Below are 26112 nucleotides of genomic sequence, written 5' to 3' on the forward strand. Positions count from 1 at the left end.
AGTTTCAATAGGTCAGCGTGTCCATCTTGTGACGAAACCCGCCACTTTAGCCCATCCTTCAGGGATTAAATCCAACCCGAGAATACGATCTGGGTTCGTTGGCGGTGGCATCTCGACACCTCTCAGCCGGGCAAAACCGAAACGAGAGTAATAAGGCTCGTCACCTACCAGCATGACGCGCTGCCATCCCAGATCGCGCCCGGCCTCGAGACCGGCGTGGATCAGATACCCGCCCAAACCTTCACCTTGGCGCGTGGGGTGTACTGCGACTGGCCCCAATAGCAGCGCATCTTCTGTGCCGACATGGACCGGCCAGAACCGGATCGCACCCGCTAGAATGCCCTGCCCATCGCGCGCGACCAAAGAGAGCCCGGAAACAGGCGGAACATCGTCGCGTAAGCGATAGGAAGACAGCGCTTCGCGCCCCGGTGCAAAGCACAGGTCATAAAGGGCTTCAACCTCCCACCAATCGTCCGGCTCTTCCGGCCTGATCCCGAATTGCAGCACGCCTGCCCTCTTTTCCTTGCTGGCATTCGCCCTAGCACTTCGATACGCCTTGGGCAAACGCTTGGAGACCATATGTTCTATCGCCCCGAAGACGGCCACGGACTGCCGCATAATCCATTCAACGCCATCGTCACCCCCCGCCCGATCGGGTGGATATCAACGCGCAGTGCTGATGGGATCAACAATCTGGCCCCTTATTCCTTCTTCAACGCTGTCGCCTATACCCCGCCGCAGGTCATGTTCGCCTCGACGGCGTCTAAGCCGGATCAGGATGGTACCAAAGACAGCGTTGCCAATATCGAAGCAACCGGCGTGTTCTGTGTAAACGTTGTGGCTCAGACCCATCAGGATGCGATGAACGCAAGCTCGGCCGCATTGCCGAAAGACACGGATGAATTTCACCATGCGGGACTGACGCCAGAAGAATGCGAAACCATCCCCTGCGCGCGGGTCGCCAACGCTCCGGCTGCGCTTGAGTGCAAACTGACCCAGATCATCACTTTGCCAGGCGAAGCAAACCGAGTTGTTTTTGGCGAGGTTATCGGCGTGCATTTGCGCGATGACTGTATGAAGGATGGCAAGTTCGACGTGACCTCATTTCAACCCCTGGCACGACTTGGATACCGCGACTATTCCGTGGTGTCCGAAGTGTTCAGCCTATCTAGGCCCGATGAATAATGCCCCTGCCCCACGCCTCACGCCAATACCCGGTGACCCTGCCCAATGGAACCGAACATCCGGGGACTGTGTTCCTGAACCAGGCCATTGATCATCCTTGCATTGAAGCAGGTGACTACAGCTATGCCTCGGATTTCGACGCGCCAACGGATTGGGCCGCTCGCCTGGCTCCGTTTCTATTTCCGTTTTCCCGCGAACGACTCGTGATTGGTAAGTTCTGTCAATTCGCCCACGGTGTTCGATTCATAACGTCATCTGCTAACCATGCGATGGATGGGGTGACGTGCTATCCCTTCCCGGTTTTTGATCCCAAGAAGCTGTTGGAGTATCAGCCAGACACGCGAGACACCGTAATCGGCAATGATGTCTGGATCGGCTACGGTGCCCTGATCCTGCCGGGTGCGAGGATCGGGGACGGGGCGATCATTGGTGCCGGATCGGTGGTGCGCGGTACGATTCCGCCATATGGCATCGCAACGGGTAACCCTGCCGAGGTTCGGAAGTTCAGGTTTCCGCCTGACGTCATCGAGCGGTTGCTTGCCTTGGAGTGGTGGAATTGGCCCGCCGAGCAGATTGAGCGCGCCGAAGATGCGCTGATTTCAGGCGATGTTGATACCTTGGAACGTATCGCGCACTAAGAAAAGGCGGCCACCATGGCCGCCTTTTGGGATTAGTGACCGCCCAGAATTCCGGTTCGCACAGAGTAGTCGACAGCCAGACCGTAATCCGGGTCATCGTCGCTATCGACCATCAGGTGACCGGCCTTGTTGAGCAGCCTGTGGCAGTCGCGGCTGAGATGACGCAACATGACGCGTTTGCCAGCAGCCTCGTATTTGCCAGCGATGTTTTCGATGGCCTGCAGGGCTGATTGATCCACCACCCGGCTTTCTGCGAAGTCCACAATCACGGTGTCAGGGTCGTTTGATACATCAAACAATTCAACGAAACCGTCAGACGATCCGAAAAATAGCGGGCCCTGGATTTCATAAACCTTAGCACCTTTTTCAGTCTCCGAGTCGCGCGTGACAGCATGGATGCGCTTGGCGTTGTTCCACGCATAGGCCAGCGCCGAGACGATTACACCGACAACCACTGCTACGGCGAGGTCTTCCATCACCGTCACAACCGTGACCAGCACGATGACGAAGGCGTCCGTCAACGGTACCTTCCGAATGATCTTGAAGGAGTTCCAGGCGAAGGTGCCGATCACCACCATGAACATCACGCCAACCAGTGCGGCCAGCGGGATTTGTTCGATCAAAGGCGAGGCAAATAGGATAAAGATCAGCAGGAACAAAGCCGCCGCGATCCCTGCAATCCGCGTGCGGCCGCCGGATTTTACGTTGATCATCGACTGCCCGATCATCGCGCAACCGCCCATGCCGCCAAAAAAACCAGTTACGATATTCGACGCACCCTGTGCGATACATTCCTGCGAGGCTCCACCGCGTTTGCCGGTGATCTCGCCCACCAGGTTCAGGGTCAGCAGGGATTCGATCAGGCCGATGGCCGCCAGAATGACCGCGTAGGGCAGGATGATCTCAAAGGTTTCCCAGTTCAGCGGTACCATCGGGATGTGGAACGCGGGCAGGCCACCCTCGATTGATGCCAGATCGCCAACGCGTGGAACATCCAGACCCAAACCGATCACAAGCGCCGCAACGACCAGAATACCTGCCAGAGGCGCAGGGATGATGCGCGTGATGCGCGGCATCACCCAGATCACCGCCATGGTCAGTGCTACAAGGCCCAGCATGGTATAGAGCTGCAGTCCCGACAGCCATTCACCACCGCTCATCCCATGGCCGGTGTTTTCCATAGTGCCGGGTACTTTGAACTGACCCATCTGGGCCAAAAAGATCACGATGGCCAGGCCGTTCACAAAGCCCAGCATCACCGGATGCGGCACAAGGCGAATGAAGCGGCCCCAATGCATCGCACCTGCGATGACCTGTAAGATGCCCATCAGGACAACGGTCGCAAAAAGATATTCGACCCCATGCTGCGCCACCAGCGCCACCATGACCACGGCCAAAGCGCCCGTTGCGCCCGAGATCATACCTGGGCGTCCACCAATCAAGGCGGTTATCAGACCGACCAGGAAGGCCGCGTAGAGGCCCACAAGCGGATGAACGCCCGCGACAAAGGCAAAAGCCACGGCTTCTGGAACCAACGCCAGCGCAACGGTCAGACCCGACAACAGCTCGATCCGCAGGCGCGAGACGGTCAACCCCTCATCCGGCACCCAACGCAGATCGGGTTTGGCTATACGGTTGGCAAAGCTTGCCAGCATGGCTCGGGGCATGGGACGGTCCTGTGGGTCGTTATGTTCGCGCGAAAGGGGCCTTCTACCGGGTAAGCCCTGGCTGAGATACCGCATTATCGGGAACCCGCTATGCGCTAGGCGCATGGCTTGGTAAGGTTTGCCCAGTGTTGCACACAAACAGTTGACTGCACTTGCCAATTCGCGCGCCGCCCCGCAGAAATCGGGTATCAGAATTTCGCAGCGGAGGCCGAACGTGACCCATACCAAAATCGCCGTCATCGGAGGATCGGGCATTTATGACATCGATGGGCTGGAAAATGCAGAATGGGTCACGGTTGATACCCCTTGGGGTGCCACCTCGGATCAGATCCTGACCGGATCGCTGAACGGCGCCGATATGGCCTTTCTTCCTCGTCACGGACGTGGGCACGTGCATTCGCCAACCGAGGTGCCCTATCGCGCGAATATCGACGCGCTGAAGCGTTTGGGCGTGACGGATGTCATCTCGGTTTCGGCCTGCGGGTCGTTTCGCGAGCACATGGCGCCGGGCGATTTCGTGATTGTCGATCAGTTCATCGACCGGACCTTTGCCCGCGAAAAAAGCTTCTTTGGCACTGGCTGCGTTGCCCATGTCAGCGTTGCCCACCCAACTTGCCCGCGGCTGAGCAATGCGTGTGAAACAGCTGGCAAGGCTGCAGACATCACCATCCATCGCGGCGGCACCTATCTGGCGATGGAGGGACCTCAGTTCTCGACCCTGGCCGAATCCAAGATGTACCGTGAGCACTGGGGGTGTGATGTGATTGGAATGACCAATATGCCGGAGGCGAAACTCGCCCGTGAGGCCGAGCTTTGCTACGCCTCGATAGCGATGGTCACCGATTACGACAGCTGGCACCCTGACCACGGTGAAGTTGATGTGACTGCGATCATCGCGACCCTGACCGGCAACGCCGAAAAAGGCCGCGCGTTGGTGAAGGGCCTGCCCGCCTTGCTGGGGGCTGAACGTGCGCCCTGCCCGCATGGCTGCGACAGGGCGCTGGAATATGCGATCCTGACAGCGCCGGAAAAGCGTGATCCTGCCTTGCTGTCTAAGCTGGATGCAGTGGCGGGACGGGTACTATAGTCCTTCGAGGCACTTCGGTTCGGGCCTGTGTGCCTATTCGATGCGCACCAGCTCCCACTCCGCCTTCTTGCGCGTCAGCCAGCCAATCTTAAGAACCTGATGCTTGGGCGCCCGGTTCAGGCAGTGATCACCGCAATCCTTCGGAATAATGCTGGAGCGCGACAGCTGTACGAGTGTGGGCTGGTCCGGGGTATCTCTATCGTAGTAGACCATGTCTACAATGAACACGGACTGGTCCGGCATTCGCACATACTCGATCACGCGATCCAGGCAATTGCGTTCCAACTTCGTATTCAGCTCATCACTTCGATGTATTTTGTCGAACTCCCAGACAACATCCGCGTCTTCCAAATTCATCCCAGCCAGAATCTTCTCACCGACAAATTGTCCAACTTGCGAAATCGCGTCGTGAAGGCCTTTTCCCCATTCGTTGATACCAGCAAATCTGACCCTCGCGATTGGGTACTCGTCCGCCATGTGCAGCGTGCAGAGTTTGATCGACGCAAATTCACCGGTCGAATGATCAAATGCGTAAGCATCGCCCGGTTTCGGGCTGCCCAGCCAATTTGCCGGAATGCTGTTGCGATTGTAGCGCAGGTCAGCCTCGTCAGCGTCCAGGATCAAGGGTGCGCAGAACGAAAAGACTGCAACTACGCCTGCGATCACCAGCAAATACGCTGCGCGCTTGTGTAAAGTTTCCAAAATCGATGTCAGTTTCATGGCTGCACCGTGGGACAACACAATTCCCCACCACAATCCGAATATCCTTCGGGGCAGCCATTGGCAGCAACGTATACTGGAACAAGCAAAGAAAGGAGCAAAAGCCCCGCTGCAAAACGTTTCATACTAAAATCTCCACCTTAAAAAACGGGGTTATTGTAGCACAAGCTCAGACAATAAGCGAATCTGAGCTAAATTACTCAACGCACGGGCGCAATTGGGATTGCCGCTTCTGGTTGACTTCGGCGCAGTCTGAGTTCTAGCTATGGCGATTGTTTTCAAGGAGAAGGGCGACTCATGTCCCTCGACCTCTGGCTGGCCTTCGTCGCCGCATCAACCGCCCTGCTTTTGATCCCGGGACCGACCGTGCTGCTTGTGCTCAGCTACGCATTGTCCAAAGGGCGCAGCGTGGCCGTGGCCTCGGCGACCGGAGTTGCATTGGGCGATTTGATCGCCATGACCGCATCACTGTTGGGCTTGGGCGCTTTGGTGCTGGCGTCGGCCACACTCTTTTCCATTCTGAAGTGGATCGGCGCAGCCTATCTGGTTTGGCTTGGGATCAAGCTGCTGCGCAGCGCGCCGTCCGGCGGGTTGGCCCCGGTGGAAACGGGCCGCGATGTCACTGCGCGCAGCGTTTTTGGACACGCCGCCGCTGTCACGGCCCTGAACCCGAAATCCATCGCGTTCTTCATCGCCTTTGTCCCACAATTCATACGCCCCACGGACCCGCTGGGCCCACAATTTGTCATCCTGATCGCCACATTCGTCGGTCTCGCCGGGCTGAATGCGCTCGCCTATGCATTGCTGGCAGATCGGTTGCGTATGATGGTCGGACGCGCGGGTGTGATCACCGCTCTGACACGGTTCGGAGGGGTCGCGTTGATCGGAATGGGGCTGGCGACCGCTGTCCTGCGCCGCCCAGCCTAGGCTAGTCTTCGGCGTTTTCTCTCATGAAACCGCGAATGAAGCGGCGAATTTCGCGTGCGGCCGAGGTGTCCAGCTCTTTGCACAGTTCAACAAACGCATCGCGTTCATCCTTATCCAGACGCAGCACTAACTGACTGTTTTTCTTAGTAGAACCTTTACCGTCTTTCTTCGCCACGCGTCTTATTCCCGTCAAAACCTTGATTCTCTACGCGATGCAATGTATATACACAGCATAGAGGTTGTAGATATCGTGCACCTAACAATAAAAAAAGGATTATGGCAATGAACCTTCATACCGCCCAAGCATTTCTTTTGCGAGATCAGCGCAATTGGCGCAAACCACACCTGTCGTGGCTGCCGGCAGCACTATACCGCTACTACGGTCTACCAAACGCCGTTTCCAAAAGCCGCAAATAGGCACAATCGCGCAGTCTTTTCTTGCATGGTTAGCCCCGATAGGCCAAACACCGCCGGGTGTTTTGTCGCCAAAGGGTTGCCTCATGTCCAGAACCAAAACGGTCAAAGACTACATCCGAACCATCGTCGATTTCCCGCATGAAGGGATCATGTTCCGAGATGTGACGACGCTGTTTGCCGACCCACGTGGCTTTCGCATGGCCATCGACCAAATGCTGCACCCTTACGCAGGTGAACGCATTGATAAAGTCGTCGGTCTTGAAGCACGCGGGTTCATTCTGGGCGGTGCGATTGCCCATCAGCTGAGCGTTGGATTTGTACCCATTCGCAAAAAGGGTAAGCTACCCGGCACCACCATCAGTCAGGACTACAAGCTGGAGTATGGCGAGGCTATCGTCGAGATTCACGATGACGCCATTCAACCGGGCGAGAAAATCCTTGTGGTCGACGACCTACTGGCAACCGGCGGCACCGCTGCTGCCGGGATCAAGTTGATCGAACGGTTGGGGGGCGAGATCGTCTCGTGCTCCTTCATTATCGACCTGCCCGAACTTGGCGGCCGAAAAGTGCTGGAAGAGATGGGCATGGATGTGCATGTTCTGTGTGAGTTCGAAGGGCTCTGACCCGAAAGAAGTCACTTATTTTTGAGTGGAAATTTGAAACGGCGCGAGCTTAGCCCTGGTAAGGCGGTTTTCAAGCCAATTCTTTGCGCGTTTGCTGTGATCTTTTTCCTTAGATGACCGTATCCCGTGTGATGCTACTGAGAGCATCCCAATTTAGGGAGACTATCTGATGTTCCGCAAATTCGCCGCCGCAAGTGTCGCAACAATCCTTTTCAGCACCTCGGCCATGGCCGATGGTCACGGCAAAGACATTGTGGACACGGCTGTCGCCGCTGGCAGCTTTGAAACACTCGTTGCTGCTGTGCAAGCCGCCGAACTGGTTGAAACGCTGAAAGGCGAAGGCCCGTTCACCGTGTTTGCCCCAACGGATGAGGCCTTTGCGGCCCTGCCCGAGGGCACGGTTGCTGATCTGTTGAAGCCGGAGAACAAAGATCAGCTTGTGGCAGTTCTGACCTATCACGTGGTTCCGGGTAAAGTGATGTCTGGCGATCTGTCCGACGACATGACCGCAGCCACCGTTCAGGGCGGCGACATCACCATCGATCTGGATTCGGGCGTTATGGTCAATGACGCAAATGTGGTCCAGGCCGACATTGAAACGTCAAACGGCGTCATCCACGTCATCGACAAGGTGATCTTGCCATCGTCGTAAGCGACTATGGATCACGGCCCGGTCATACCTGGGCCGTGATCATATCTTAAGAACCGCGCCTGGGTTCATGATCCCTTTAGGGTCCAATGCGGCCTTGATCGCACGCATGGCGGACAGTTTGGCCGGGTCGGAAAACCGTTCCAGATCATCCGTCTTCAACCGCCCGATGCCATGTTCTGCACTCACCGAGCCCTCAAACGCATGGACAAGCTCGTGCACGGCCTGTTTGACCACCAAGCGATCTTCTGCAAAGTCCGAACGGTTTTGTCCCTTGGGAGGAAACACGTTGTAATGCAGATTGCCATCCCCCAGATGACCAAAACAATTGATGCGGAATGGGCCCAATGCGTTGATGATCTCGGCTCCGTGCTGGATGAACTCAGGGATTGCCGAGATCGGCACGGAAATGTCGTGGCTGGACACTGACCCAATCAGGCGATTGGCTTCGGGAATACGTTCACGAACTGCCCAAAGTTCCTGGCGCTGTGTTTCGCTTTGCGCCACCACCCCGTCATCGACCAGCCCCATTGCGTTTGCGGTACTGAACAATGCCTCCAATGCCTCAATGGGATCCTGCCCCTTAGGCAGCCCCAATTCTATTAAAACCGACCAATCCGGCGCGGTTTCAAAGGGTTGGCGTACATCCGGCAAAACCTCTGCCAGAAAGTCAAACCCCTGCCGATGGATCAGTTCGAATGTGCTGACCACCTCGCCCACCTGATCCCGCGCAACAGCGAGCAGGTCAATCGCAGCCGCGGGGGAGGCCACCTGAAACATCGCCGTCCCAGTTGCAGCGGGTTGCGGATACAGCTTTAGTGACGCCGCCGTAATGATCCCCAACGTTCCTTCGGACCCAATCAGAAGATTGCGCAGATCGTAACCAGTATTGTCCTTCCGCAATCGGCTAAGACCATGCCAGATCTCCCCATTTGGCAAAACGGTCTCAAGACCAAGACAAAGATCGCGGGCGTTCCCATAGCGCAGCACATTGACGCCACCGGCGTTGGTCGCAAGGTTGCCACCAATCCGGCAAGAGCCCTGCGCGGCCAGCGATAAGGGAAACAACCGATCCACAGCCTCAGCCGCGGCCTGAACATCCGACAGAATGGCACCTGCTTCGACGATCATGACGTTTTCCGTGGGATAGACCTCTCGGATCGCGGTCATGCGTTCCAACGATATCAACAGCGGTGCTGGACCATCGCTTATCACCTGGCCACCAACCAAACCTGTGCCACCACCACAAGGCAGAACGGCAACCGCCTCGTCAGACGCCAAGCGGACAAGCGCAGATACCTCTTCTACCGTGCGCGGCAACGCCAGCAGCCCCGCCTGCCCGGCAAATCGACCGCGCGGTTCTTCCAGATAGCGCTCTGCGATCGGGCGCAGCACATCAATGCCTACAGAGGCCCGGATCAGGTCGGCAATTCGGTCATCGGCAGTGTTCAGGGTCATAGGTCTTACTTGCCCAAGGTGCGCAGCACCCACAAGCCTTATTCCAGATCAATCAGATATTCCGGCTCAAGTACCACGACGGTTGGCCGATCCGGCAGCGAGCGCAGCGAGACGGTGATCTCCGATACCCCCTCGCGCACAACCGGGAAATCATCCCGGATATCCACTAGGAACCGATCCAGTGAAAAACCGGAAAACCAATGCATCGGGATGATGACAGAGCTTTCCAGCCGCTTCAGAACCGCAATCATATCCGGCAAAGGCATGGTCGTGCCCCCATCCACGGCAGCCATGACCACATCCAGCCGCCCAAGGGCCGCAAATTGCGCGTCTGATGGTACATGGTGCAGATGCCCCAAATGGCCGATGCAAAGGCCCTCGACTTCGAATACAAAGATCGAATTCCCCCGCTCCTCAACCCCACCATAGGCAGACCGAATATCGGTAGAAACATTCCGCACAAGCAATTCACCCAGATCAAGGTGATGATCAATGCCCTGACCAAATTCCCCCCATCCCGGCAGGACATGCGGGATTGCAGGATCAGGGTTTGCGGTCCAATGTGTGCTATGCGCATGGTTCATTGTGACAACGTCCGGGATCAGATCGGCGCCACCGATGAACCCAGTAAAATCTGTGACAGCGTTCAAGCCGCCTCGCGTTTGGATCAAAAACGACGCATGCGCCACATAGCTGATCCGAACCGAATACTCCGGCACACGGTCCTGCCAGGCGGCCTTGTAGATATATTCAATTCCAGGTGCGGCATCAGCGATGGCGATGCAATGGCTTGGCCGCCGCTCCTGCGCAACCGCCCCACCTGAAGTTACCATCAATGCTGCAACAAACCAGCGCATGGCCCAACTGTAGCGCAGAACGCCACCAAGTCATGCCTTTTTGCTGCGGTCCCACCCTATCGAAACTCTACCGGCTTCGCGCAATCGATCCCCTGCTTCATCTGGCCAAAAATATCTCGGGGGAGTCGCGGCTTGACGCGACGGGGGCAGAGCCCCCTACCCCGCGTCGGTCTTGCCGCGCCGGTCTGATCGTAAGCTGGCATACAACACATGCGTCCGCCACCGGCCATTGATCTGCAAATACGATTGCGCAACGCCTTCATATTTGAACCCGGAACTTTCCAACAATCCCCGAGAGGCCGCATTCTCGGGCAGGCAAGCCGCTTCAATCCGGCTCAGATCCAGCCGCGTGAAAGCGTGGTGTACCATCGCGCCAATCGCTTCACGCATATACCCGTTGCGCGCAAAGGCCTGACCTGTCCAATAGCCCAACGTTCCCGCCTGCGCAGGGCCGCGCCGAATATTGTCCAGCGTGATCGCACCCACCAGCACATCATCTTCGCGTCGAAACAAAAACAGCGGGATTGCAGTGCCACTGGCCACAGACCGCTGGGCCCAATAGACCCGGTTGGTAAAGGACTTGCGGCTCAGGTGGTCCTTAGCCCAAATCGGCTCCCACGGCGTGAGATAATCTTTCGACGCCCGGCGCAGCGCAGTCCAGGTGCCAAAATCGGAATGCACGGGTGGTCGCAAGCTCAGCCGCTCGGTTTCGAGTTTCAGCTTGCGTCTGCCCAACAGCATCACGCCGCACGCCTCTCCTGCAGATCAGCCAGTGAAGGCGCACCAGAGACAGGACCATACAACGCCAAAGCGGCTGGCGCGCGTGCTGCCATCTGTTCAGCAAAGACCCGCACGTCCTCGGTGCTGACCGAATCGATCTTGGCCACGGTATCTTCAAGCGAAGGCACCCGCCCCCAGATCTGCACCAGACGCGCCAGACGCTCAGCCCGGTTCGAGGGGCTTTCCAGACCCATCAGCATCCCGGCTTTCATCTGCGCACGGGCACGAGCGACTTCTTCTTCGCTCATATCTTCGGCGGCGCGCTTCATCTCGTCTATCGTGATGGTTGCCAGCTCTGCAACCTGATCCGCAGAGGTCCCCGCGTAAATCGTGGTCGTGCCGGTGTCCGCGTAGGCCCCGGTCTGTGCAAAGATCGTGTAGCAGAGCCCGCGCGACTCACGCACTTCCTGGAACAGGCGCGAGGACATGCCGCCGCCCAACGCCGTCGAATAGATCTGAGCAGTATAGATCCCGTCATCGCGATAGCCGGGGCTTTCCAGCGCCAGTGCGAAATGCGCCTGCTCCAAATCCTTTTCTTGCCGGGCTTCACCACCGGTGAAGCGGGCGGCTTCAGGGATCAGACCTTTGTGCGGCTGCAGATGGCCAAACATCTCTTCGGCCATTTTCATCAGAGCCTCGTGATCGACAGCGCCTGCCGCAGACAGGATCATTTGTTCGGGGCCATAGTGCTCAGCCACGAAGCCGGAAAGATCCTCTCGGGAGAAGGAACTCACCCGTTCCGACGGACCGAGGATGGTACGGCCCAGCGGCTGATCGTGATAGCTTTGTTCCTGGAGCCAGTCGAAAATCACATCGTCGGGCGTGTCATAGGCCTGACCGATTTCCTGTAGGATCACGCCTCGTTCAACCTCGATCTCGCGCGGATCAAAAACTGGGTTCAGAACGATGTCACCAATCACGTCCATCGCCAGCGCCACGTCATCCTTCAGAACGCGTGCGTAATAGGCCGTCACCTCTCGCGAGGTATAAGCGTTGATATACCCACCTACATCCTCAATCGCCTCGGCGATCTGTAGCGCAGAACGGCGTTCGCTTCCCTTAAACGCCATATGTTCAAGGAAATGTGCGATGCCGTTCTGTTCGATCCGCTCATGCCGCCCGCCGGCGGTCACCCAGATGCCGATGGCCGCAGATTGCAGCCCCGGCATATGTTCACTGACGATACGAAAGCCGTTCTTCAGTTGGTCTTGTCTGACTGTCACTCAGCGATATGCCTTCTGATATGATCCTCAAGGGCACCCAGATCATTGGCAATCCGCGTCACCCGTTCCGGACGTTCATACAGATCAGACATGCGGGATGGAAGAGGCGGATGTTCCCCGCTCGCCTTCTCGACCGCCGCCGGGAATTTCGCGGGGTGCGCGGTGGCCAGAGTGATCATCGGCACATCCGCCGCGCGGTGATCCTCGGCCACTTTGATACCGATGGCCGAATGCGGACAGACCAGCTCGGCATTATGGGCCAGAGTGTGTTTGATCGTCTCAAGCGTCTCATCCTCGGACACGCGGCCCGAATCAAAGCTCTCACGCAGCGCCTCCATCGCGCCCTGGCTGACGTTGAAGCCGCCGGCTTTCAGCTCATCCATCAACTGAGCGACCGCGCTGCCATCCTCGCCATAGGCATAGTACAGAGCGCGTTCGAAGTTTGAGCTGACCTGAATGTCCATCGACGGGCTGATCGAGGGGATGGTGTCACCTTTGAAGTACCCCTCGCCCGAAAGACACCGATGCAAAATGTCGTTTTGGTTGGTCGCTACAACCAGCCGGTGGATGGGTAGGCCCATGCGTTTCGCCAGATAGCCTGCGAAGATGTCCCCGAAATTGCCGGTTGGCACGGTGAAGCTGACCTTGCGATGCGGCGCGCCAAGGCTGACAGCGGCCGAGAAGTAGTAAACGATCTGCGCCAGAACACGGGCGAAGTTGATCGAGTTCACTCCGGCCAGTTTGACCTCATCCCGGAAATCGAAATCGTTGAACATGTCCTTCAATGCGGCTTGACAGTCATCAAAATCGCCATCCACGGCGAGCGCGTGGACATTGCTATCCGCTGGCGTCGTCATCTGGCGACGCTGCACTTCGGACACACGGCCATGCGGGAACAGGATGAACACGTCCACCGCATCCAGCCCCCGGAATGCCTCAATCGCGGCCGAGCCGGTATCGCCACTGGTCGCGCCCACGATGGTCACGCGGTCGTTGCGGCGTTTCAGGGCCACCTGGAACAGCTGACCGATCAGCTGCATGGCAAAATCCTTGAAGGCCAACGTTGGCCCGTGGAACAGCTCCAACAGGAAGTGGTTTTCGTTCAGCTGCTTAAGCGGCGCTCGGGCGTCGTGGCCGAAGCCTTCGTAGGCGCGGGTGATGATCTCTTTGAACTCATCCTCGGCGAAGGAACCGCTGACATAGGGCCACATCACGCGAAACGCGATCTCCTCATATGACTGACCGGCCATGGCGGCGATCTCATCATGGCTGAGCGTCGGGATTTCAGCCGGCAGGTACAGGCCACCATCACGGGCCAGCCCGGTCAGCATCGCCTCTTCTAAGCTCAGTTCAGGCGCTTGGCCACGGGTCGAGATGTATTTCATTGCGGGTCACTCTCAGAAGGGGCGCGATTGCGCCACAGGAAGTATCCGGTCATCGCGGCCCAGACGAGGGCCAATCCAAACCATGTGATTGCATATTGCAGGTGATCATTGGGAATGCCGGCCGTGTCGACCGGCAGCGGAGTCACGCCCGGATCGGTCTGAGAACGGGCAATCAGCAGGATCGGCTCGGCCCCCAGAGCGGCTGCCAGATTGGGCAGGTCTCGGGCGAACCAGATGTTGCTGTCGATATCGGCCTCGGGCGTGTAGCTGTCGATCTCATCGGGCCAATGCAGGTTACCTGTCACCTCCATCGGGCCGGTCAAACGATCGGTCTGCTTGGCGGTGGTGGGCACAAAACCCCGGTCCACCAAAATGATGCGATCCTCAGTGCTGAACGACTGGATGATACGATATCCGGCACCGACCTGCTTGACCGAGACCAGAACATGGATCTCGCCGGGCTGCATTTCCCCGGAAACCGAAACGGGCAGATACTTGTGTTCGCTTTCGGAAATCTGCGACGGCAAGCCAATCGGAGCTGCGGAAATGCGCGCGTCGATTTCAGCCAGCACCTCCTGTTTCCAGGCCAAGCGCTGCACCTGCCAGATACCCAGCGACAACAGCGCGCCCAAACCAGCGAAACCGAAGATCAGCAGAAACAAAGTACGGCGCATATTAGATTATCGCTCGTTGCAGGAACCGGCGTCTTGTTAAGGGGCGTCTGCACTGAAATGCAACCACGCAATTGTATGGGGCGCAATCTTGCGCCCCGGATAGAGAAAAAGCCGCCCCAAAGGGCGGCTTTTGCAGCTAAACAGCCTCAACGGCGTTACATCAATGGGGCCTGACCCCAGATGTAGACAGCGAAGAACAGGAACAGCCAGACAACGTCAACGAAGTGCCAGTACCAGGCCGCAGCCTCGAATCCGACATGCTTTTCAGGTGTAAAATCACCCTTGAGCGCGCGGATCAGACAGACCGATAGGAAGATCGTGCCGATGATCACATGTGCGCCGTGGAAACCCGTCGCCATGAAGAAGTTCGAGTAGAACTGATCGCCGCCGAATACCCAGTCTTCGTGGGCCAGCAACTCATAATATTCAAACGCTTGCAGCGCGGTGAAGGCGATGCCCAGAACGATACCGATGGCCAGACCGTTGATCAGCGCCTTGCGATCATTGTCATGCACCAGCGCATGGTGCGCCCAGGTGATCGCACAGCCCGACAGCAACAGGACCAAAGTGTTGATCAGCGGCAGGTGAAACGGGTCAACCGCGTGAATATCCGGCTGGATGTATTCGGTACCCGCATAGTCATACATCGGATACATCCGATGCTTGAAGAACGACCAGAACCAGGCAAAGAAGAACATCACCTCGGACATCACAAACAGGATGAAGCCATAGCGCAGGCCGATGCGCACGACCGGCGTGTGATCGCCCTGGCGGCTTTCGACCACGACTTCGGACCACCAGGCAAACATGGTGTACAGAACAGCCACCAAACCGGCCCAGAACATCCATGGCGTAATGCCATGCATCCACAGGACGGCTCCGAACAGCATCACAAAGCCCCCAATCGCGCCGACAAGCGGCCAGATTGAGGGGTTCAGAATGTGGTAATCATGGTCTTTTGCGTGTGCCATCAGTGTCCCTCACCTAAAGGCGTTAGTTCGTATTTGTATCTGCCTGCACGTCCAGGGCTGCATAGCCCTCGGGCAGGTCAATTTCGTAGAATGTATACGACAGAGTGATCGTATGCACATACTTTGCTTCCAGATCCTCGACCATTTCAGGGTCGACGAAGAAGGTTACCGGCATCTCAACCCGTTCGCCGGGCTGCAGCACCTGTTCCTCAAAACAGAAACAAGCGATCTTCTGGAAATACCCGCCTGCGGAATAGGGCGCTACATTGTAGGATGCCTGCCCGGCAATCGGGCGATCGGTCGGATTGTAAGCCTCATAGAAAGCCAGCCCTGTCTCACCGATGCGCACTTCCATCTCACGTTCGATGGGCTTGAACTCCCAAGCCATACCCTTGGCTTTGGAGGCGTCAAAGCGCACTGTGATCGTGCGATCCAGAATGTCATCAGGGGCGGCCTCAGCCACACCCGTTGTGCCACCAAAACCGGTTACGCGGCAGAACCAATCGTAGAACGGCACCGCCGCCCATGCCAGGCTGCCCATAAGGATAACGACCCCGACGGTTTGCAAAACCGTTTTCTGTGGACCAGACATCGCCATCAGTTCTGTACCTCCTGCGTGGCCATACCGAAATCAGTACCGGAGACTTTCACAACCGTCAGGCCGAAGATGATCACGATAAACGCTGCCAGCGTCAGGCCGACGCCAAGATTGCGGCCAAAACGGCGCTGATGCAATTCGTGGCTTTTACGCAGGCTCATGACCATCCTCCTAAACCATAAGGCTTCAGAAGCGCCTCAAACAGAATGGCACCGAAGTGAAGGAACAGATAAAGCAGCGACAGCTTGAAGAAAGAGCGTTCAACCCTGAAGTTATCCGCCTCGGCATCATCTTCGGTGCGCCGCGAAATCTGCCAGGCACCGCGCAGGAACAACGCGTTGAGGATGATGGCAACCGTCAGGTAAATCGGCCCGCCGATGCCCGAAAACGCAGTGCCGAGGGCCAGCAGTGCTAGCAAAACGGTATAGGCCAGGATATGCCAACGAGTCGATTTGCGTCCATGGGTCACGGTTAGCATCGGCACGCCTGCATCGTCATAGTCCGAACGCATGAACAGCGCCAGCGCCCAGAAATGCGGAGGCGTCCACATGAAAGTCAGGGCGAACATCAGCCAGGGCTCAATCGACATCGTACCTGTCACCGCAACCCAGCCAATCACTGGCGGGAACGCGCCCGCAGCGCCGCCGATGACGATATTCTGCGGCGTCGTGCGCTTCAGCCACATCGTGTAAACGACGACATAGAAGAAGATGGTGAAGGCCAGAAACGCACCTGCAAACCAATTGGTTGCGAGCCCCAGCATGATCACCGACAGGCCCGACAGCGTCAGACCCAGCGCCAGCGCCTCACCCGCATCCACCTTTCCCGACGGGATCGGGCGGGATTTGGTGCGCTTCATAACGCGGTCGATATCTGCGTCCCACCACATGTTCAGCGCACCAGAAGCGCCGCCACCGATGGCGATGAACAGAATCGCACAAAAGCCCACAAAAGGATGTACCGGGGTTGGCGCTGCTAGCAGACCAACCAGAGCCGTGAAGACAACCAACGACATCACACGCGGCTTCAGCAGGGCGAAGTAGTCGCCAAAGCTGGCCTCGTCCGCCTTTGCGGCCGCAATGCTGGCATTGATGCTTGCGTCGGTCATTTCAGGTCCTTTAGGGCGAAGGCTGCACGATGGTTCGCGCAGCTTGCTCGTTCGTGGCAGATGGGCTTACCCCACCCAGATGGCTATCAGTTCGAGGCCACCTGATAAGCTTGCGGCAGCCCCGCATACTCATCAATGGCACCCTTAAGCCACTCTTCATATGCCTCTTCGCTGACCACCTTTACGGTGATCGGCATATAGGCGTGGTCCTTGCCGCACAGTTCCGAACACTGGCCAAAGTAGACGCCTTCTTTTTCGGCTTCGAACCACAGTTCAGCCAAACGTCCAGGCACACCGTCCTGCTTCACGCCGAAAGAGGGGATCGTCCAGGAATGGATCACGTCAGATGCGGTCACCTGCATGACAACGATCTTACCTACCGGTACGACTACGGCAGTGTCAGTTGCCAGCAGCCATTCGTCATCACTATATCCGGAATCGGCCAGCTTCGCGCGCATTGCATCATCCAGAACAAACGGCGTGACGTCCGCATCTGCGGGGCGGGCACCTTCGTCCAGGGTCGCTGGGTGACCCAGCAGATAGCTGTCAAAGGCAAAGTCGTGGTCGACATATTCGTAGGTCCAGTACCACTGGTTGCCCACAACCTTGATCACAACATCGCCTTCTGGAATTTCCTGCTGTTTGAACAGAACCGGCAGCGAAAACGCACCAATAAAGACAAGAATAATGATAGGGCCCAAGGTCCATGCAATCTCGACCGGGGTATAGTGCGAAAAGCGCGCCGGGGTTGGGTTGACGCGCGAATTGTAGCGCACGATGCAATAGACAAGCAGAGCAGCCACAAAGATACAGATTGCGGTGATGATCACCAGAATCATGTTGTCCAACCTATGAATGCCTTCCGCAAGGCTGGTCGCCGCGGGCTGGAACCCAAGGCCGCCATCGACCGGCTTACCAATGATCTCAAGGTCCTGAGCCATGGCGGGAAGGCTGGAGAGGGCTGTCATCAACCCTGAAAGCATCAAAGCATTCTTCATGTTCTGTCCTGATCGTTTGATCTTTGCGTCTCTCGCGAAAAGGTGTGAATCGGTCGCACCTCTCCCGTTGTCTTTGGCCGCGTTAAAAACCATATTCCGTCGGGTAGATAAAGCAAAATGCTTGCGTCAAACAGACGCTATTTTTGATCTGGATCAAACCGGAAAGGTTCCAACCCATGACTCAGGCCCCGTTTCGCCCCTTTGAAAGCGCACTTCCGCAGGACGAAGCGCTGGCAGTTTTGCAATCGGCAACCGCAGGGGCCGAGGACGGAGAGCTGTTTGTTGAACGCCGAAAATCGGAATCGCTTGTTTTTGATGACGGGCGGTTGCGCACCGCATCTTATGATGCATCTGAGGGGTTTGGTTTGCGCGCGGTCCAAGGCGAAGTGGCCGGCTACGCGCATTCTACAGATGTTTCGATCCCTGCTCTGAAGCGTGCCGCCGAAACCGCGCGCCTTGCGGTGGGCGATGGTGGCGGGGCGCTGGCCGAGGCCCCGCGCGCCACAAATACTCGGCTCTACACAGACGAGGATCCGATCGAATCCGCCACCTTTCCCGTGAAGATCGACACGCTCCGCGAGATTGATGCCTTTGCCCGGGGGTTGGACCCGCGCGTTGTACAAGTCAGCGCCACAATCGCAGCAACCGTGCAAGAGGTCGAGATTTTGCGCCCCGACGGCGTACAGGTGCGCGACGTGCGTCCGATGACTCGGGTGAACATCTCGGTCATCGTCGAGCAAAACGGTCGCCGCGAAAGCGGCTCAGCTGGCGGCGGCGGACGCGTTGGCCTAAGCGGGCTGATTGATCCCGCCGACTGGCAGAACAAGGCACGCGAGGCTTTGCGGATTGCGCTGGTCAATCTGGAAGCGGTACCCGCCCCCGCTGGTGTCATGGAGGTCGCTCTCGGACCCGGCTGGCCCGGCATCCTGCTGCACGAAGCCATCGGACACGGGCTTGAGGGCGATTTTAACCGCAAGGGCAGCTCGGCTTTTGCAGGGTTGATGGGCCAGCAGATTGCCTCGAAGGGTGTGACCGTTGTGGACGATGGTACTATTGCAGATCGACGCGGCTCGATCAGCGTGGATGACGAAGGCACTCCCAGTTCACGCACCGTGCTAATCGAAGACGGTATTTTGACCGGCTATATGCAGGATCGCCAGAACGCCCGCCTGATGGGGGTCGCGCCAACCGGCAACGGACGTCGCCAAAGCTATGCCCATAAACCGATGCCACGAATGACAAACACCATCATGCTTGGCGGCCAGGACGATCCGGCTGCTTTGGTCGCGGATATCAAAGATGGTATATGGGCCGTAGGCTTCGGCGGTGGTCAGGTGGACATCACCAATGGCAAATTCGTTTTTTCCTGCACCGAGGCCTACCGGGTTGAAAACGGCAAAATCGGCGCTCCGGTAAAAGGCGCCACCCTGATCGGAGACGGCCCCTCGGCCCTGAAACGTATCCGAGGATTGGGCAATGACATGGCGCTGGACCCGGGCATGGGCACCTGCGGAAAAGACGGTCAATGGGTTCCTGTGGGGGTCGGACAGCCAACCGTTTTGATGGATGGGCTGACCATTGGCGGCTCTGCCACCTGAGTCGGAATCGTCATTTCCGGGTATTCGAGGTTAATGCAGCCTGCCCGCTTGGCTGCGTATTTCTGGGCTGTCAGCTAAATGCGCCTAGAAAGCTTGCATGAATTTGTGCTTCGTTATCAGATGGATAGCGAAATATAGTGTTAGTAGACGCGACCGAAACGCAGCAAATTTTCATCGATTTACAGGCTGTTAACCCGCCCTGACGTAAACCAGTTTTGCAATCAGGCGGAGCATCGGATGACCGAAGAGCAGCTTTCTTCCAATCACCCCCCACTCCCACCCACCACGGAAGAGGACCGGTTTTCCTGGCTTCGTCTGTTGCGCTCACGCAAGGTTGGCCCTGCAACATTTCGTCGGCTGCTGCGTGAACATGGCTCGGTGCAGAATGCGCTGGCCGCGCTGCCTGAAATGGCACGCGCTGCCGGAATAGAAGGGTATGAAATCTGCCCCCCCGGCGTGATTGAGGCGGAGCTCAAGGCCGCAAAGGCCGCCAAAGCGCGGCTTTTGTGCCTTGGGACCGCCGATTTCCCTCAGGCATTGAACGATCTGAACGACGCCCCGCCGATGCTATGGGCAATTGGCGATGTTTCACTTTTGCATAAACCCGCAATTGCGATGGTTGGGGCCCGCAACTGTTCATCACTCGGCGCGCGGATGGCGCGCGGGTTGGCGAAGGAGCTCGGGCAAAAAGACCATGTTATCGTGTCGGGCCTAGCGCGCGGCATTGATACCGCAGCACATATGGCATCGCTTGAAACAGGGACAATCGCTGTCATGGCGGGTGGCGTTGATGTCATCTACCCGGCCGAGAATACAGAACTCGCCCACAGTATTGCAACCAAGGGCCTAAGGCTGTCTGAGCAACCCGTCGGCGTCACCCCACAGGCGCGGCATTTCCCGCGCCGCAACCGGATCATATCAGGGCTGGCTCAGGCTGTTGTTGTGGTCGAAGCTGCTGCAAAATCCGGCAGCCTGATCACGGCCCGGGACGCGTTGGACCAAGGGCGTGAGGTTCTTGCAGTGCCCGGGCACCCGTTCGATGCACGTGCCGCCGGATGTAATCTGCTGATCCGAGATGGGGCGACGCTGGTCAGATCCGCCGAAGATGTGATCGACGCGCTGCCGCCACAGCAACCCAAACTGTTCCCCCAAGACGAAGCAAGAGGCGAAACAATCCCCCCTTCCCCCGCCAACTCAGCGGCTCTGCATGATGAGGTGTTGCTGCGCTTGGGCCCGTCCCCCATAGCCGAAGACCAGCTGATTCGCGACATCGCCGCAAGCGCGGGAGAGATTGGCCCGGTCCTTGTTGATCTGGAGTTGGAGGGGCGGATTCAACGCCAGCCGGGCGGGCTGTTGTCATTGGCCAGTTAACCGACAAGCCTGCTGGCTCAGACCGTGTAGAACGATGAGAAACCGCGCATCAGCCTAGACGCCAAAGGAACGCATTGACAATTCGATCTTGTCGCACACATCTTGCACGGCCATAAAACGCGCAAAGTCTGTCGAGCAAGGATTCCTCTTAAATGCCCGTAGTTGTTGTAGAATCTCCGGCCAAAGCCAAAACGATCAATAAGTATCTTGGTCCGGACTACACGGTTTTGGCCTCGTACGGGCATGTTCGTGACCTGCCACCAAAGGATGGATCGGTTGATCCGGACCATGAATTTTCTATGACATGGGAAGTGGGCAATGACAGCCGCAAACATGTCAAAGCCATCGCCGATGCCTTGAAAGAAGACAATGCGCTGATCCTTGCCACTGACCCGGATCGTGAAGGCGAGGCGATCAGTTGGCACCTGCAAGAAGCACTGACCAAGCGCCGCTCGATCAAGAAAGATACGCCTGTCAGCCGGGTAACCTTTAACGCCATCACCAAAGAGGCCGTGACCGAGGCGATGCAGAACCCACGCCAGGTCGACATGCCGCTGGTCGAGGCCTATCTGGCGCGCCGCGCGCTGGACTATCTTGTGGGGTTCAATCTGTCCCCCGTTCTGTGGCGCAAACTGCCGGGTGCCCGGTCGGCAGGCCGCGTGCAATCTGTCTGCCTGCGCCTGATCGTCGAACGCGAGATGGAGATCGAAGCGTTCAAGCCAGTCGAATACTGGTCGGTCCGGGCGCTGTTCGAAACCCCACGGGGCCAGACCTACGAGGCGCGTCTGGTCACTCTGGCCGGAAAAAAGCTCGACAAACACGATCTGGCCAATGCCACGCAGGCGGAACTGGCGGTTCAGGCGATCACCAGCCGTGCACTCAGTGTGACCTCGGTCGAGGCGAAACCGGCAGCCCGCAACCCCAGTGCGCCCTTCATGACCTCGACCCTGCAACAAGAGGCCAGCCGCAAATTCGGCATGGGTGCACGTCACGCGATGCAAGTGGCGCAGCGGCTGTACGAGGCGGGCTACATTACCTATATGCGGACCGACGGTATCGATATGGCCCCCGAAGCCGTGGCTGCCACGCGCAACACCATAGCTGACAGGTATGGCAGCGAATACGTACCAGACAGCCCGCGTATGTATAAGAACAAGGCCAAGAACGCACAGGAAGCGCATGAATGTATCCGACCAACGGATATGACGCGCGATGCCAAGGCGCTGAAAGTCACCGATGAAGATCAGCGCAAACTGTATGATCTGATCTGGAAACGCACGATCGCCTGCCAAATGGCGGCGGCACGCCTTGAACGGACCACGGTTGAGATCGGCAGCGACGATGGGCAGGTCGGCCTGCGCGCGAACGGTCAGGTTGTTCTGTTTGACGGCTTCATGCGCGTTTATGAGGAAGGCCGTGACGACGTTGCCGATGATGACGAAAAGCGCCTGCCGCAGATTATGCAGGGAGATCCGGCGCCATTTGCCAAAACCTCGCTGAAAGATCAGGTCTCAAAGGCAGAAGACAAGGCCGCCATCCTATCCGATAACGAATCCGTTCTGGCCCTGCAGCACCACACCCAACCTCCACCACGCTATACCGAGGCCACGTTGGTCAAGCGGATGGAAGAATTGGGGATTGGGCGTCCCTCGACCTATGCTTCGATCGTGACCACGATTCAGGACCGCGAATATGTGCGCAAAGACAAGAACCGGCTGATCCCTGAGGAAAAGGGCAGGATCGTCACGATCTTCCTGCTGAATTTCTTCCGCCAATATGTTGGCTATGAATTCACGGCCAATCTGGAAGAGGAGCTGGACGACGTCAGCGCAGGCGGGCGCGATTACAAAGAGCTTCTGGGCAAGTTCTGGCGTGATTTCTCGGCTGCAATTGGCGAGACGTCGGAATTGCGGATTTCAGAAGTTCTGGACAAGCTGGACGAAGCGCTTGCGCCGCAGCTGTATCCACCGCGCGAAGACGGGTCAGACCCGCGCATCTGCCCCAAATGCGGCATAGGGCAGTTGCATCTGAAAACCTCGCGCACAGGTGGGTTCGTTGGATGTGGCAACTATCCCGAATGCACCTACACACGGCCCATCGCTGGTGAAGGCGCAGAAGGTGATGAACGTTTACTGGGTGAAGACGCAGGTGATGAGATCTGGCTGAAATCCGGACGGTTCGGCCCTTATGTTCAACGCGGCGAACCGACGCCTGAGAATAAGAAGCCCCCGCGCGCCTCTCTGCCGCGTGGATGGAGCAAGGATGACATGGACCTTGAGAAGGCCCTGACCCTGTTGTCCCTTCCCCGCCAGATTGGTGAGCACCCCGAGGGTGGCGTGATCAGTTCAAACTTCGGTCGATTCGGACCATATCTGATGCATCAGTTGGCGGATGAGGCCAAGCCGGTCTATGCCAATCTCAAAGACCCGAATGATGTGTTCGAAATCGGCATGAACCGTGCTGTCGAACTGTTGGCCGAAAAGCGCGCCAATCCGGGTCGCGGGCGCCGCGCCGCTGCAAAACCGCTGAAAGAGCTGGGCGAACACCCCGATGGCGGCGCGATGCAGGTGCTGGACGGGCGCTATGGTCCATATGTGAAGTGGGAAAAGGTCAATGCGACAATCCCCAAAGACATCAAGCCCGAAGATGTGACGCAAGAAATGGCCGTCGAACTGGTCAACGAGCGCGCAGCCAAGAAAGGCACCAAGAAAAAGGCGGCACCCAAAAAGAAGGCCGCCACCAAGAAAACCACCAAAAAGGCGGCCGGGTAGGTAGAAATACCACCACCCCCTTGGTTTCATTGACTTCCCAATGACGTGGCGGCACAACCTGCCCATCACCATGTCATTGGGGGAGTTTTCCATGAAGAAAGTCTATGCCAATGCCTCTGAGGCGCTCGACGGAGTGCTGTCGGATGGCATGCTGATTGCGGCGGGCGGATTCGGCCTGTGCGGCATTCCTGAACTGTTGCTTGAGGCAATCAAGGATTCGGGTGTCAAAGACCTGAGCTTTGCGTCGAACAACGCGGGTGTGGATGATTTCGGCATCGGCATTCTGCTGCAGACCAAGCAGGTCAAAAAAATGATCAGCTCTTATGTCGGTGAGAACGCCGAATTCATGCGCCAATATCTGAGCGGAGAGCTGGAGCTAGAGTTCAACCCCCAAGGTACGCTGGCCGAAAGGATGCGCGCGGGTGGTGCTGGAATCCCCGGCTTTTACACCAAAACCGGCGTCGGCACCGTGATTGCCGATGGGAAAGAGCACAAAGATTTCAATGGTGAGACCTACATCCTTGAAGAGGGTATCTTTGCAGATCTTGCCATCGTGAAGGCCTGGAAAGCCGATGACACTGGCAATCTGGTGTTTCGCAAGACCGCTCGCAATTTCAATGTGCCGGCTGCCACCTGTGGCAAGATTTGTGTGGCCGAAGTGGAAGAGATTGTTCCGCGTGGCTCACTGGACCCGGATTCTATCCATCTGCCCGGCATCTATGTGCATCGCATCATCCAAGGCAGCCATGAAAAGCGTATCGAACAGCGCACCACTCGCAAGAAGGAGGATGCATAATGCCCTGGGATCGGAACCAAATGGCCGCTCGCGCGGCAGAGGAGCTGGAAGACGGCATGTATGTGAACCTCGGTATCGGTATTCCGACGCTGGTGGCGAACTATGTGGGTGACAAGGACATCACCCTGCAATCCGAAAACGGTATGCTGGGCATGGGCCCTTTCCCATTTGAGGGTGAAGAAGACCCAGACCTGATCAACGCAGGCAAGCAGACAATCACCGAACTGTCCCGCACATCCTACTTCGACAGCGCCACATCCTTTGCCATGATCCGAGGCGGTAAAATCGCCGCGGCGATCCTGGGCGCGATGGAGGTGGACGAGAAAGGCGATCTGGCTAACTGGATGATCCCTGGCAAGCTGGTCAAAGGCATGGGCGGCGCGATGGACCTGGTGGCCGGTGTTGGGCGTGTCATCGTTGTGATGGATCACACCAACAAACACGGTGACTCGAAAGTTCTGAAAGAATGCACCCTTCCGCTGACCGGCAAAGGCGTGGTTGATCTCATCATCACCAACTTGGGCGTTCTGGACGTTGTCGAGGGTGGTTTGAAGATCGTCGAACTCGCGGATGGTGTCAGCGAAGACGACATGCGCGCTGCGACTCAGGCCAAAATCGTCGACTAAACAATCGTATTCAGCTAGGGGCCCGCTCGAAGTGGCGGGCCTTTTTAGTTGGCGGTTTGAAACACGCAACCGTCAGAGATCAGATCAGGTGGTGTCGAACAAAGCGCGCGCGCGATCTGAAACGCTGCCAGAACTTTGGGCACATAGTCCCGTGTTTCAGCATAGGGCGGCACACCGCTGTGTTTTCTAACGGCACCCTCGCCCGCATTGTATCCAGCAAGAACAAGAATCGGATCATTGCCGAACTCTTCCATCAGCCAATTCAGATACTTCACACCACCGGAGATGTTTTGATCCGGCTGGAAACTGTCATTCACGCCGAAACGCGCTGCAGTTGCAGGCATCAGCTGCATCAATCCCTGCGCCCCAGCGGAACTAACAGCATCCGCACGACCGGCCGATTCGACTGCAATCACAGAAAGCACCAAGGCGGGCGAGACATTTGTGCCCACTGTTGCACGCAAGATATCCACGCCCTGCTGTTGTGCGATGGTCTGCAAGGTCTGAAGCCGGGGGGATTTGATACTCGTCGCTGACAGGGCCTGGATCGCGTCTTCCAATCGGCCGGCCCGAGCCTGAGCCAATTCCGGCGATATCCGGTCCCAGAACGCTTTGTATGAACCTTTAGGGTTACTCTTCACACCTGCATCCGGCGTGATCGCTGGCGGAACTTTGGCTTTCTTGATGACTTCGGGCACGACCAGTTCGGCCCCTGTACTGGGCGCGGATGGTCTCGCGGCATGCTCTTGCGGAGATATCTGAACGGTCACGCGTGGGCGTTCACCGGGTTTCGGCGCCTTGATCCTTTTATATACACCGCGTGGTTCGCGTTCAGTTGCCCCTAAAGGCGCAACACTAACGGTTAGGAACACCAACACACCGGCGCATTTAAGTGCGTCCCGGAGATTCATTTGCCTGCCTCATGCTCTCTTTTTTCGAAAGTTGAACCGCAAAACGTCTCGCAAGGCCAGAAAAACAAAGCGAA

General features: G+C 57.4%; 27 protein-coding genes. 11 read left to right on the plus strand and 16 right to left on the minus strand.

Annotated elements, in window-relative coordinates; all coding sequences use genetic code 11:
• Positions 1-12: 12 nt before the first annotated feature.
• Positions 13-507 carry a GNAT family N-acetyltransferase gene (locus ABLN87_RS20135; protein WP_353013680.1) on the minus strand — a complete coding sequence of 165 codons (495 nt, stop codon included), beginning with the start codon at positions 505-507 and terminating at the stop codon, positions 13-15.
• A gap of 72 nt (positions 508-579) precedes the next feature.
• On the opposite strand from ABLN87_RS20135, the gene ABLN87_RS20140 reads away from it, so the two are divergent.
• A complete protein-coding gene (locus tag ABLN87_RS20140) occupies positions 580-1185 on the plus strand; it encodes a flavin reductase family protein (protein ID WP_353013682.1) in 606 nt (201 codons plus the stop codon).
• Entirely contained in the window at positions 1185-1823 is a 639-nt protein-coding gene (locus tag ABLN87_RS20145) for a CatB-related O-acetyltransferase (protein WP_353013683.1), read from the plus strand. Before ABLN87_RS20140 ends, ABLN87_RS20145 begins: the two co-directional genes overlap by 1 nt.
• 32 nt (positions 1824-1855) lie before the next feature.
• On the opposite strand, the gene ABLN87_RS20150 is transcribed toward ABLN87_RS20145, so the two are convergent.
• The gene (locus tag ABLN87_RS20150) at positions 1856-3490 is read right to left on the minus strand and encodes a SulP family inorganic anion transporter (protein WP_353013684.1); all 1635 of its coding nucleotides are present in this window, start codon (positions 3488-3490) and stop codon (positions 1856-1858) included.
• A gap of 214 nt (positions 3491-3704) precedes the next feature.
• Here ABLN87_RS20150 and ABLN87_RS20155 point away from each other — a divergent pair, with 214 nt between their 5' ends.
• Positions 3705-4577 carry an S-methyl-5'-thioadenosine phosphorylase gene (locus ABLN87_RS20155; RefSeq protein WP_353013685.1) on the plus strand — a complete coding sequence of 291 codons (873 nt, stop codon included), beginning with the start codon at positions 3705-3707 and terminating at the stop codon, positions 4575-4577.
• Positions 4578-4610: 33 nt separating this feature from the next.
• Here the strand turns inward: ABLN87_RS20155 and ABLN87_RS20160 are convergent, their stop codons facing one another.
• On the minus strand, positions 4611-5297 hold the full coding sequence (locus tag ABLN87_RS20160; protein ID WP_353013686.1) for a hypothetical protein: 687 nt from the start codon (positions 5295-5297) through the stop codon (positions 4611-4613).
• A gap of 297 nt (positions 5298-5594) precedes the next feature.
• On the opposite strand from ABLN87_RS20160, the gene ABLN87_RS20165 reads away from it, so the two are divergent.
• A complete protein-coding gene (locus tag ABLN87_RS20165) occupies positions 5595-6224 on the plus strand; it encodes a LysE family translocator (protein WP_353013688.1) in 630 nt (209 codons plus the stop codon).
• Position 6225: 1 nt separating this feature from the next.
• On the opposite strand, the gene ABLN87_RS20170 is transcribed toward ABLN87_RS20165, so the two are convergent.
• A complete protein-coding gene (locus ABLN87_RS20170; protein ID WP_353013690.1) occupies positions 6226-6399 on the minus strand; it encodes a hypothetical protein in 174 nt (57 codons plus the stop codon).
• 325 nt (positions 6400-6724) lie between these two features.
• On the opposite strand from ABLN87_RS20170, the gene ABLN87_RS20175 reads away from it, so the two are divergent.
• Together ABLN87_RS20175 and ABLN87_RS20180 are read left to right on the plus strand one after the other, a co-directional pair.
• Positions 6725-7264, plus strand: coding sequence for an adenine phosphoribosyltransferase (locus ABLN87_RS20175; RefSeq protein WP_353013691.1), 540 nt, complete (start codon positions 6725-6727; stop codon positions 7262-7264).
• A gap of 169 nt (positions 7265-7433) precedes the next feature.
• Positions 7434-7916, plus strand: coding sequence for a fasciclin domain-containing protein (locus tag ABLN87_RS20180; protein ID WP_353013693.1), 483 nt, complete (start codon positions 7434-7436; stop codon positions 7914-7916).
• Positions 7917-7955: 39 nt separating this feature from the next.
• Here the strand turns inward: ABLN87_RS20180 and ABLN87_RS20185 are convergent, their stop codons facing one another.
• From ABLN87_RS20185 to coxB, 11 genes are all read right to left on the minus strand, one after another.
• The gene (locus ABLN87_RS20185) at positions 7956-9371 is read right to left on the minus strand and encodes an FAD-binding oxidoreductase (RefSeq protein WP_353013695.1); all 1416 of its coding nucleotides are present in this window, start codon (positions 9369-9371) and stop codon (positions 7956-7958) included.
• A gap of 38 nt (positions 9372-9409) precedes the next feature.
• Positions 9410-10228, minus strand: coding sequence for an MBL fold metallo-hydrolase (locus tag ABLN87_RS20190; RefSeq protein WP_353013696.1), 819 nt, complete (start codon positions 10226-10228; stop codon positions 9410-9412).
• Between the two features lie 156 nt (positions 10229-10384).
• Positions 10385-10969 carry a GNAT family N-acetyltransferase gene (locus ABLN87_RS20195; RefSeq protein WP_353013698.1) on the minus strand — a complete coding sequence of 195 codons (585 nt, stop codon included), beginning with the start codon at positions 10967-10969 and terminating at the stop codon, positions 10385-10387.
• A complete protein-coding gene (locus ABLN87_RS20200; RefSeq protein ID WP_353013700.1) occupies positions 10969-12231 on the minus strand; it encodes a M16 family metallopeptidase in 1263 nt (420 codons plus the stop codon). Before ABLN87_RS20200 ends, ABLN87_RS20195 begins: the two co-directional genes overlap by 1 nt.
• The gene (gene thrC, locus ABLN87_RS20205) at positions 12228-13616 is read right to left on the minus strand and encodes a threonine synthase (protein ID WP_353013702.1); all 1389 of its coding nucleotides are present in this window, start codon (positions 13614-13616) and stop codon (positions 12228-12230) included. Before thrC ends, ABLN87_RS20200 begins: the two co-directional genes overlap by 4 nt.
• Complete coding sequence (locus tag ABLN87_RS20210; protein WP_353013704.1) at positions 13613-14290, minus strand: SURF1 family protein; 678 nt, start codon at positions 14288-14290, stop codon at positions 13613-13615. The genes thrC and ABLN87_RS20210 overlap by 4 nt, the downstream gene beginning before the upstream one ends.
• Positions 14291-14445: 155 nt before the next feature.
• Complete coding sequence (locus ABLN87_RS20215; protein ID WP_170530976.1) at positions 14446-15261, minus strand: cytochrome c oxidase subunit 3; 816 nt, start codon at positions 15259-15261, stop codon at positions 14446-14448.
• Between the two features lie 22 nt (positions 15262-15283).
• Positions 15284-15859: a cytochrome c oxidase assembly protein gene (locus tag ABLN87_RS20220; RefSeq protein WP_353013706.1), complete on the minus strand. Its 576-nt coding sequence runs from the start codon at positions 15857-15859 to the stop codon at positions 15284-15286.
• Positions 15859-16020, minus strand: coding sequence for a hypothetical protein (locus ABLN87_RS20225; protein ID WP_170530980.1), 162 nt, complete (start codon positions 16018-16020; stop codon positions 15859-15861). Before ABLN87_RS20225 ends, ABLN87_RS20220 begins: the two co-directional genes overlap by 1 nt.
• A complete protein-coding gene (gene cyoE / locus ABLN87_RS20230; protein WP_353013709.1) occupies positions 16017-16967 on the minus strand; it encodes a heme o synthase in 951 nt (316 codons plus the stop codon). The genes ABLN87_RS20225 and cyoE overlap by 4 nt, the downstream gene beginning before the upstream one ends.
• An 86-nt stretch (positions 16968-17053) precedes the next feature.
• Positions 17054-17965 carry a cytochrome c oxidase subunit II gene (gene coxB / locus ABLN87_RS20235; RefSeq protein ID WP_353013711.1) on the minus strand — a complete coding sequence of 304 codons (912 nt, stop codon included), beginning with the start codon at positions 17963-17965 and terminating at the stop codon, positions 17054-17056.
• Between the two features lie 176 nt (positions 17966-18141).
• On the opposite strand from coxB, the gene tldD reads away from it, so the two are divergent.
• The 5 genes from tldD (at position 18142) to ABLN87_RS20260 (ending at position 25127) form a co-directional block, all read left to right on the plus strand.
• Positions 18142-19563, plus strand: a complete 1422-nt coding sequence (gene tldD / locus ABLN87_RS20240) for a metalloprotease TldD (RefSeq protein ID WP_353013713.1) — start codon at positions 18142-18144, stop codon at positions 19561-19563.
• Positions 19564-19800: 237 nt separating this feature from the next.
• Positions 19801-20934: a DNA-processing protein DprA gene (dprA, locus tag ABLN87_RS20245; protein WP_353013715.1), complete on the plus strand. Its 1134-nt coding sequence runs from the start codon at positions 19801-19803 to the stop codon at positions 20932-20934.
• Positions 20935-21086: 152 nt separating this feature from the next.
• Positions 21087-23705 (plus strand): type I DNA topoisomerase, encoded by a 2619-nt coding sequence (gene topA, locus ABLN87_RS20250; RefSeq protein WP_353013717.1) that lies wholly within the window; start codon positions 21087-21089, stop codon positions 23703-23705.
• A gap of 91 nt (positions 23706-23796) precedes the next feature.
• Positions 23797-24501 carry a CoA transferase subunit A gene (locus tag ABLN87_RS20255; RefSeq protein WP_353013719.1) on the plus strand — a complete coding sequence of 235 codons (705 nt, stop codon included), beginning with the start codon at positions 23797-23799 and terminating at the stop codon, positions 24499-24501.
• The gene (locus tag ABLN87_RS20260; protein WP_353013721.1) at positions 24501-25127 is read left to right on the plus strand and encodes a 3-oxoacid CoA-transferase subunit B; all 627 of its coding nucleotides are present in this window, start codon (positions 24501-24503) and stop codon (positions 25125-25127) included. The genes ABLN87_RS20255 and ABLN87_RS20260 overlap by 1 nt, the downstream gene beginning before the upstream one ends.
• A 44-nt stretch (positions 25128-25171) precedes the next feature.
• On the opposite strand, the gene ABLN87_RS20265 is transcribed toward ABLN87_RS20260, so the two are convergent.
• Positions 25172-26038, minus strand: a complete 867-nt coding sequence (locus ABLN87_RS20265; protein ID WP_353013723.1) for a lytic transglycosylase domain-containing protein — start codon at positions 26036-26038, stop codon at positions 25172-25174.
• Positions 26039-26112: the final 74 nt, after the last annotated feature.

This window comes from Ruegeria sp. SCP10 (assembly GCF_040329495.1).
GTDB lineage: Bacteria > Pseudomonadota > Alphaproteobacteria > Rhodobacterales > Rhodobacteraceae > Ruegeria.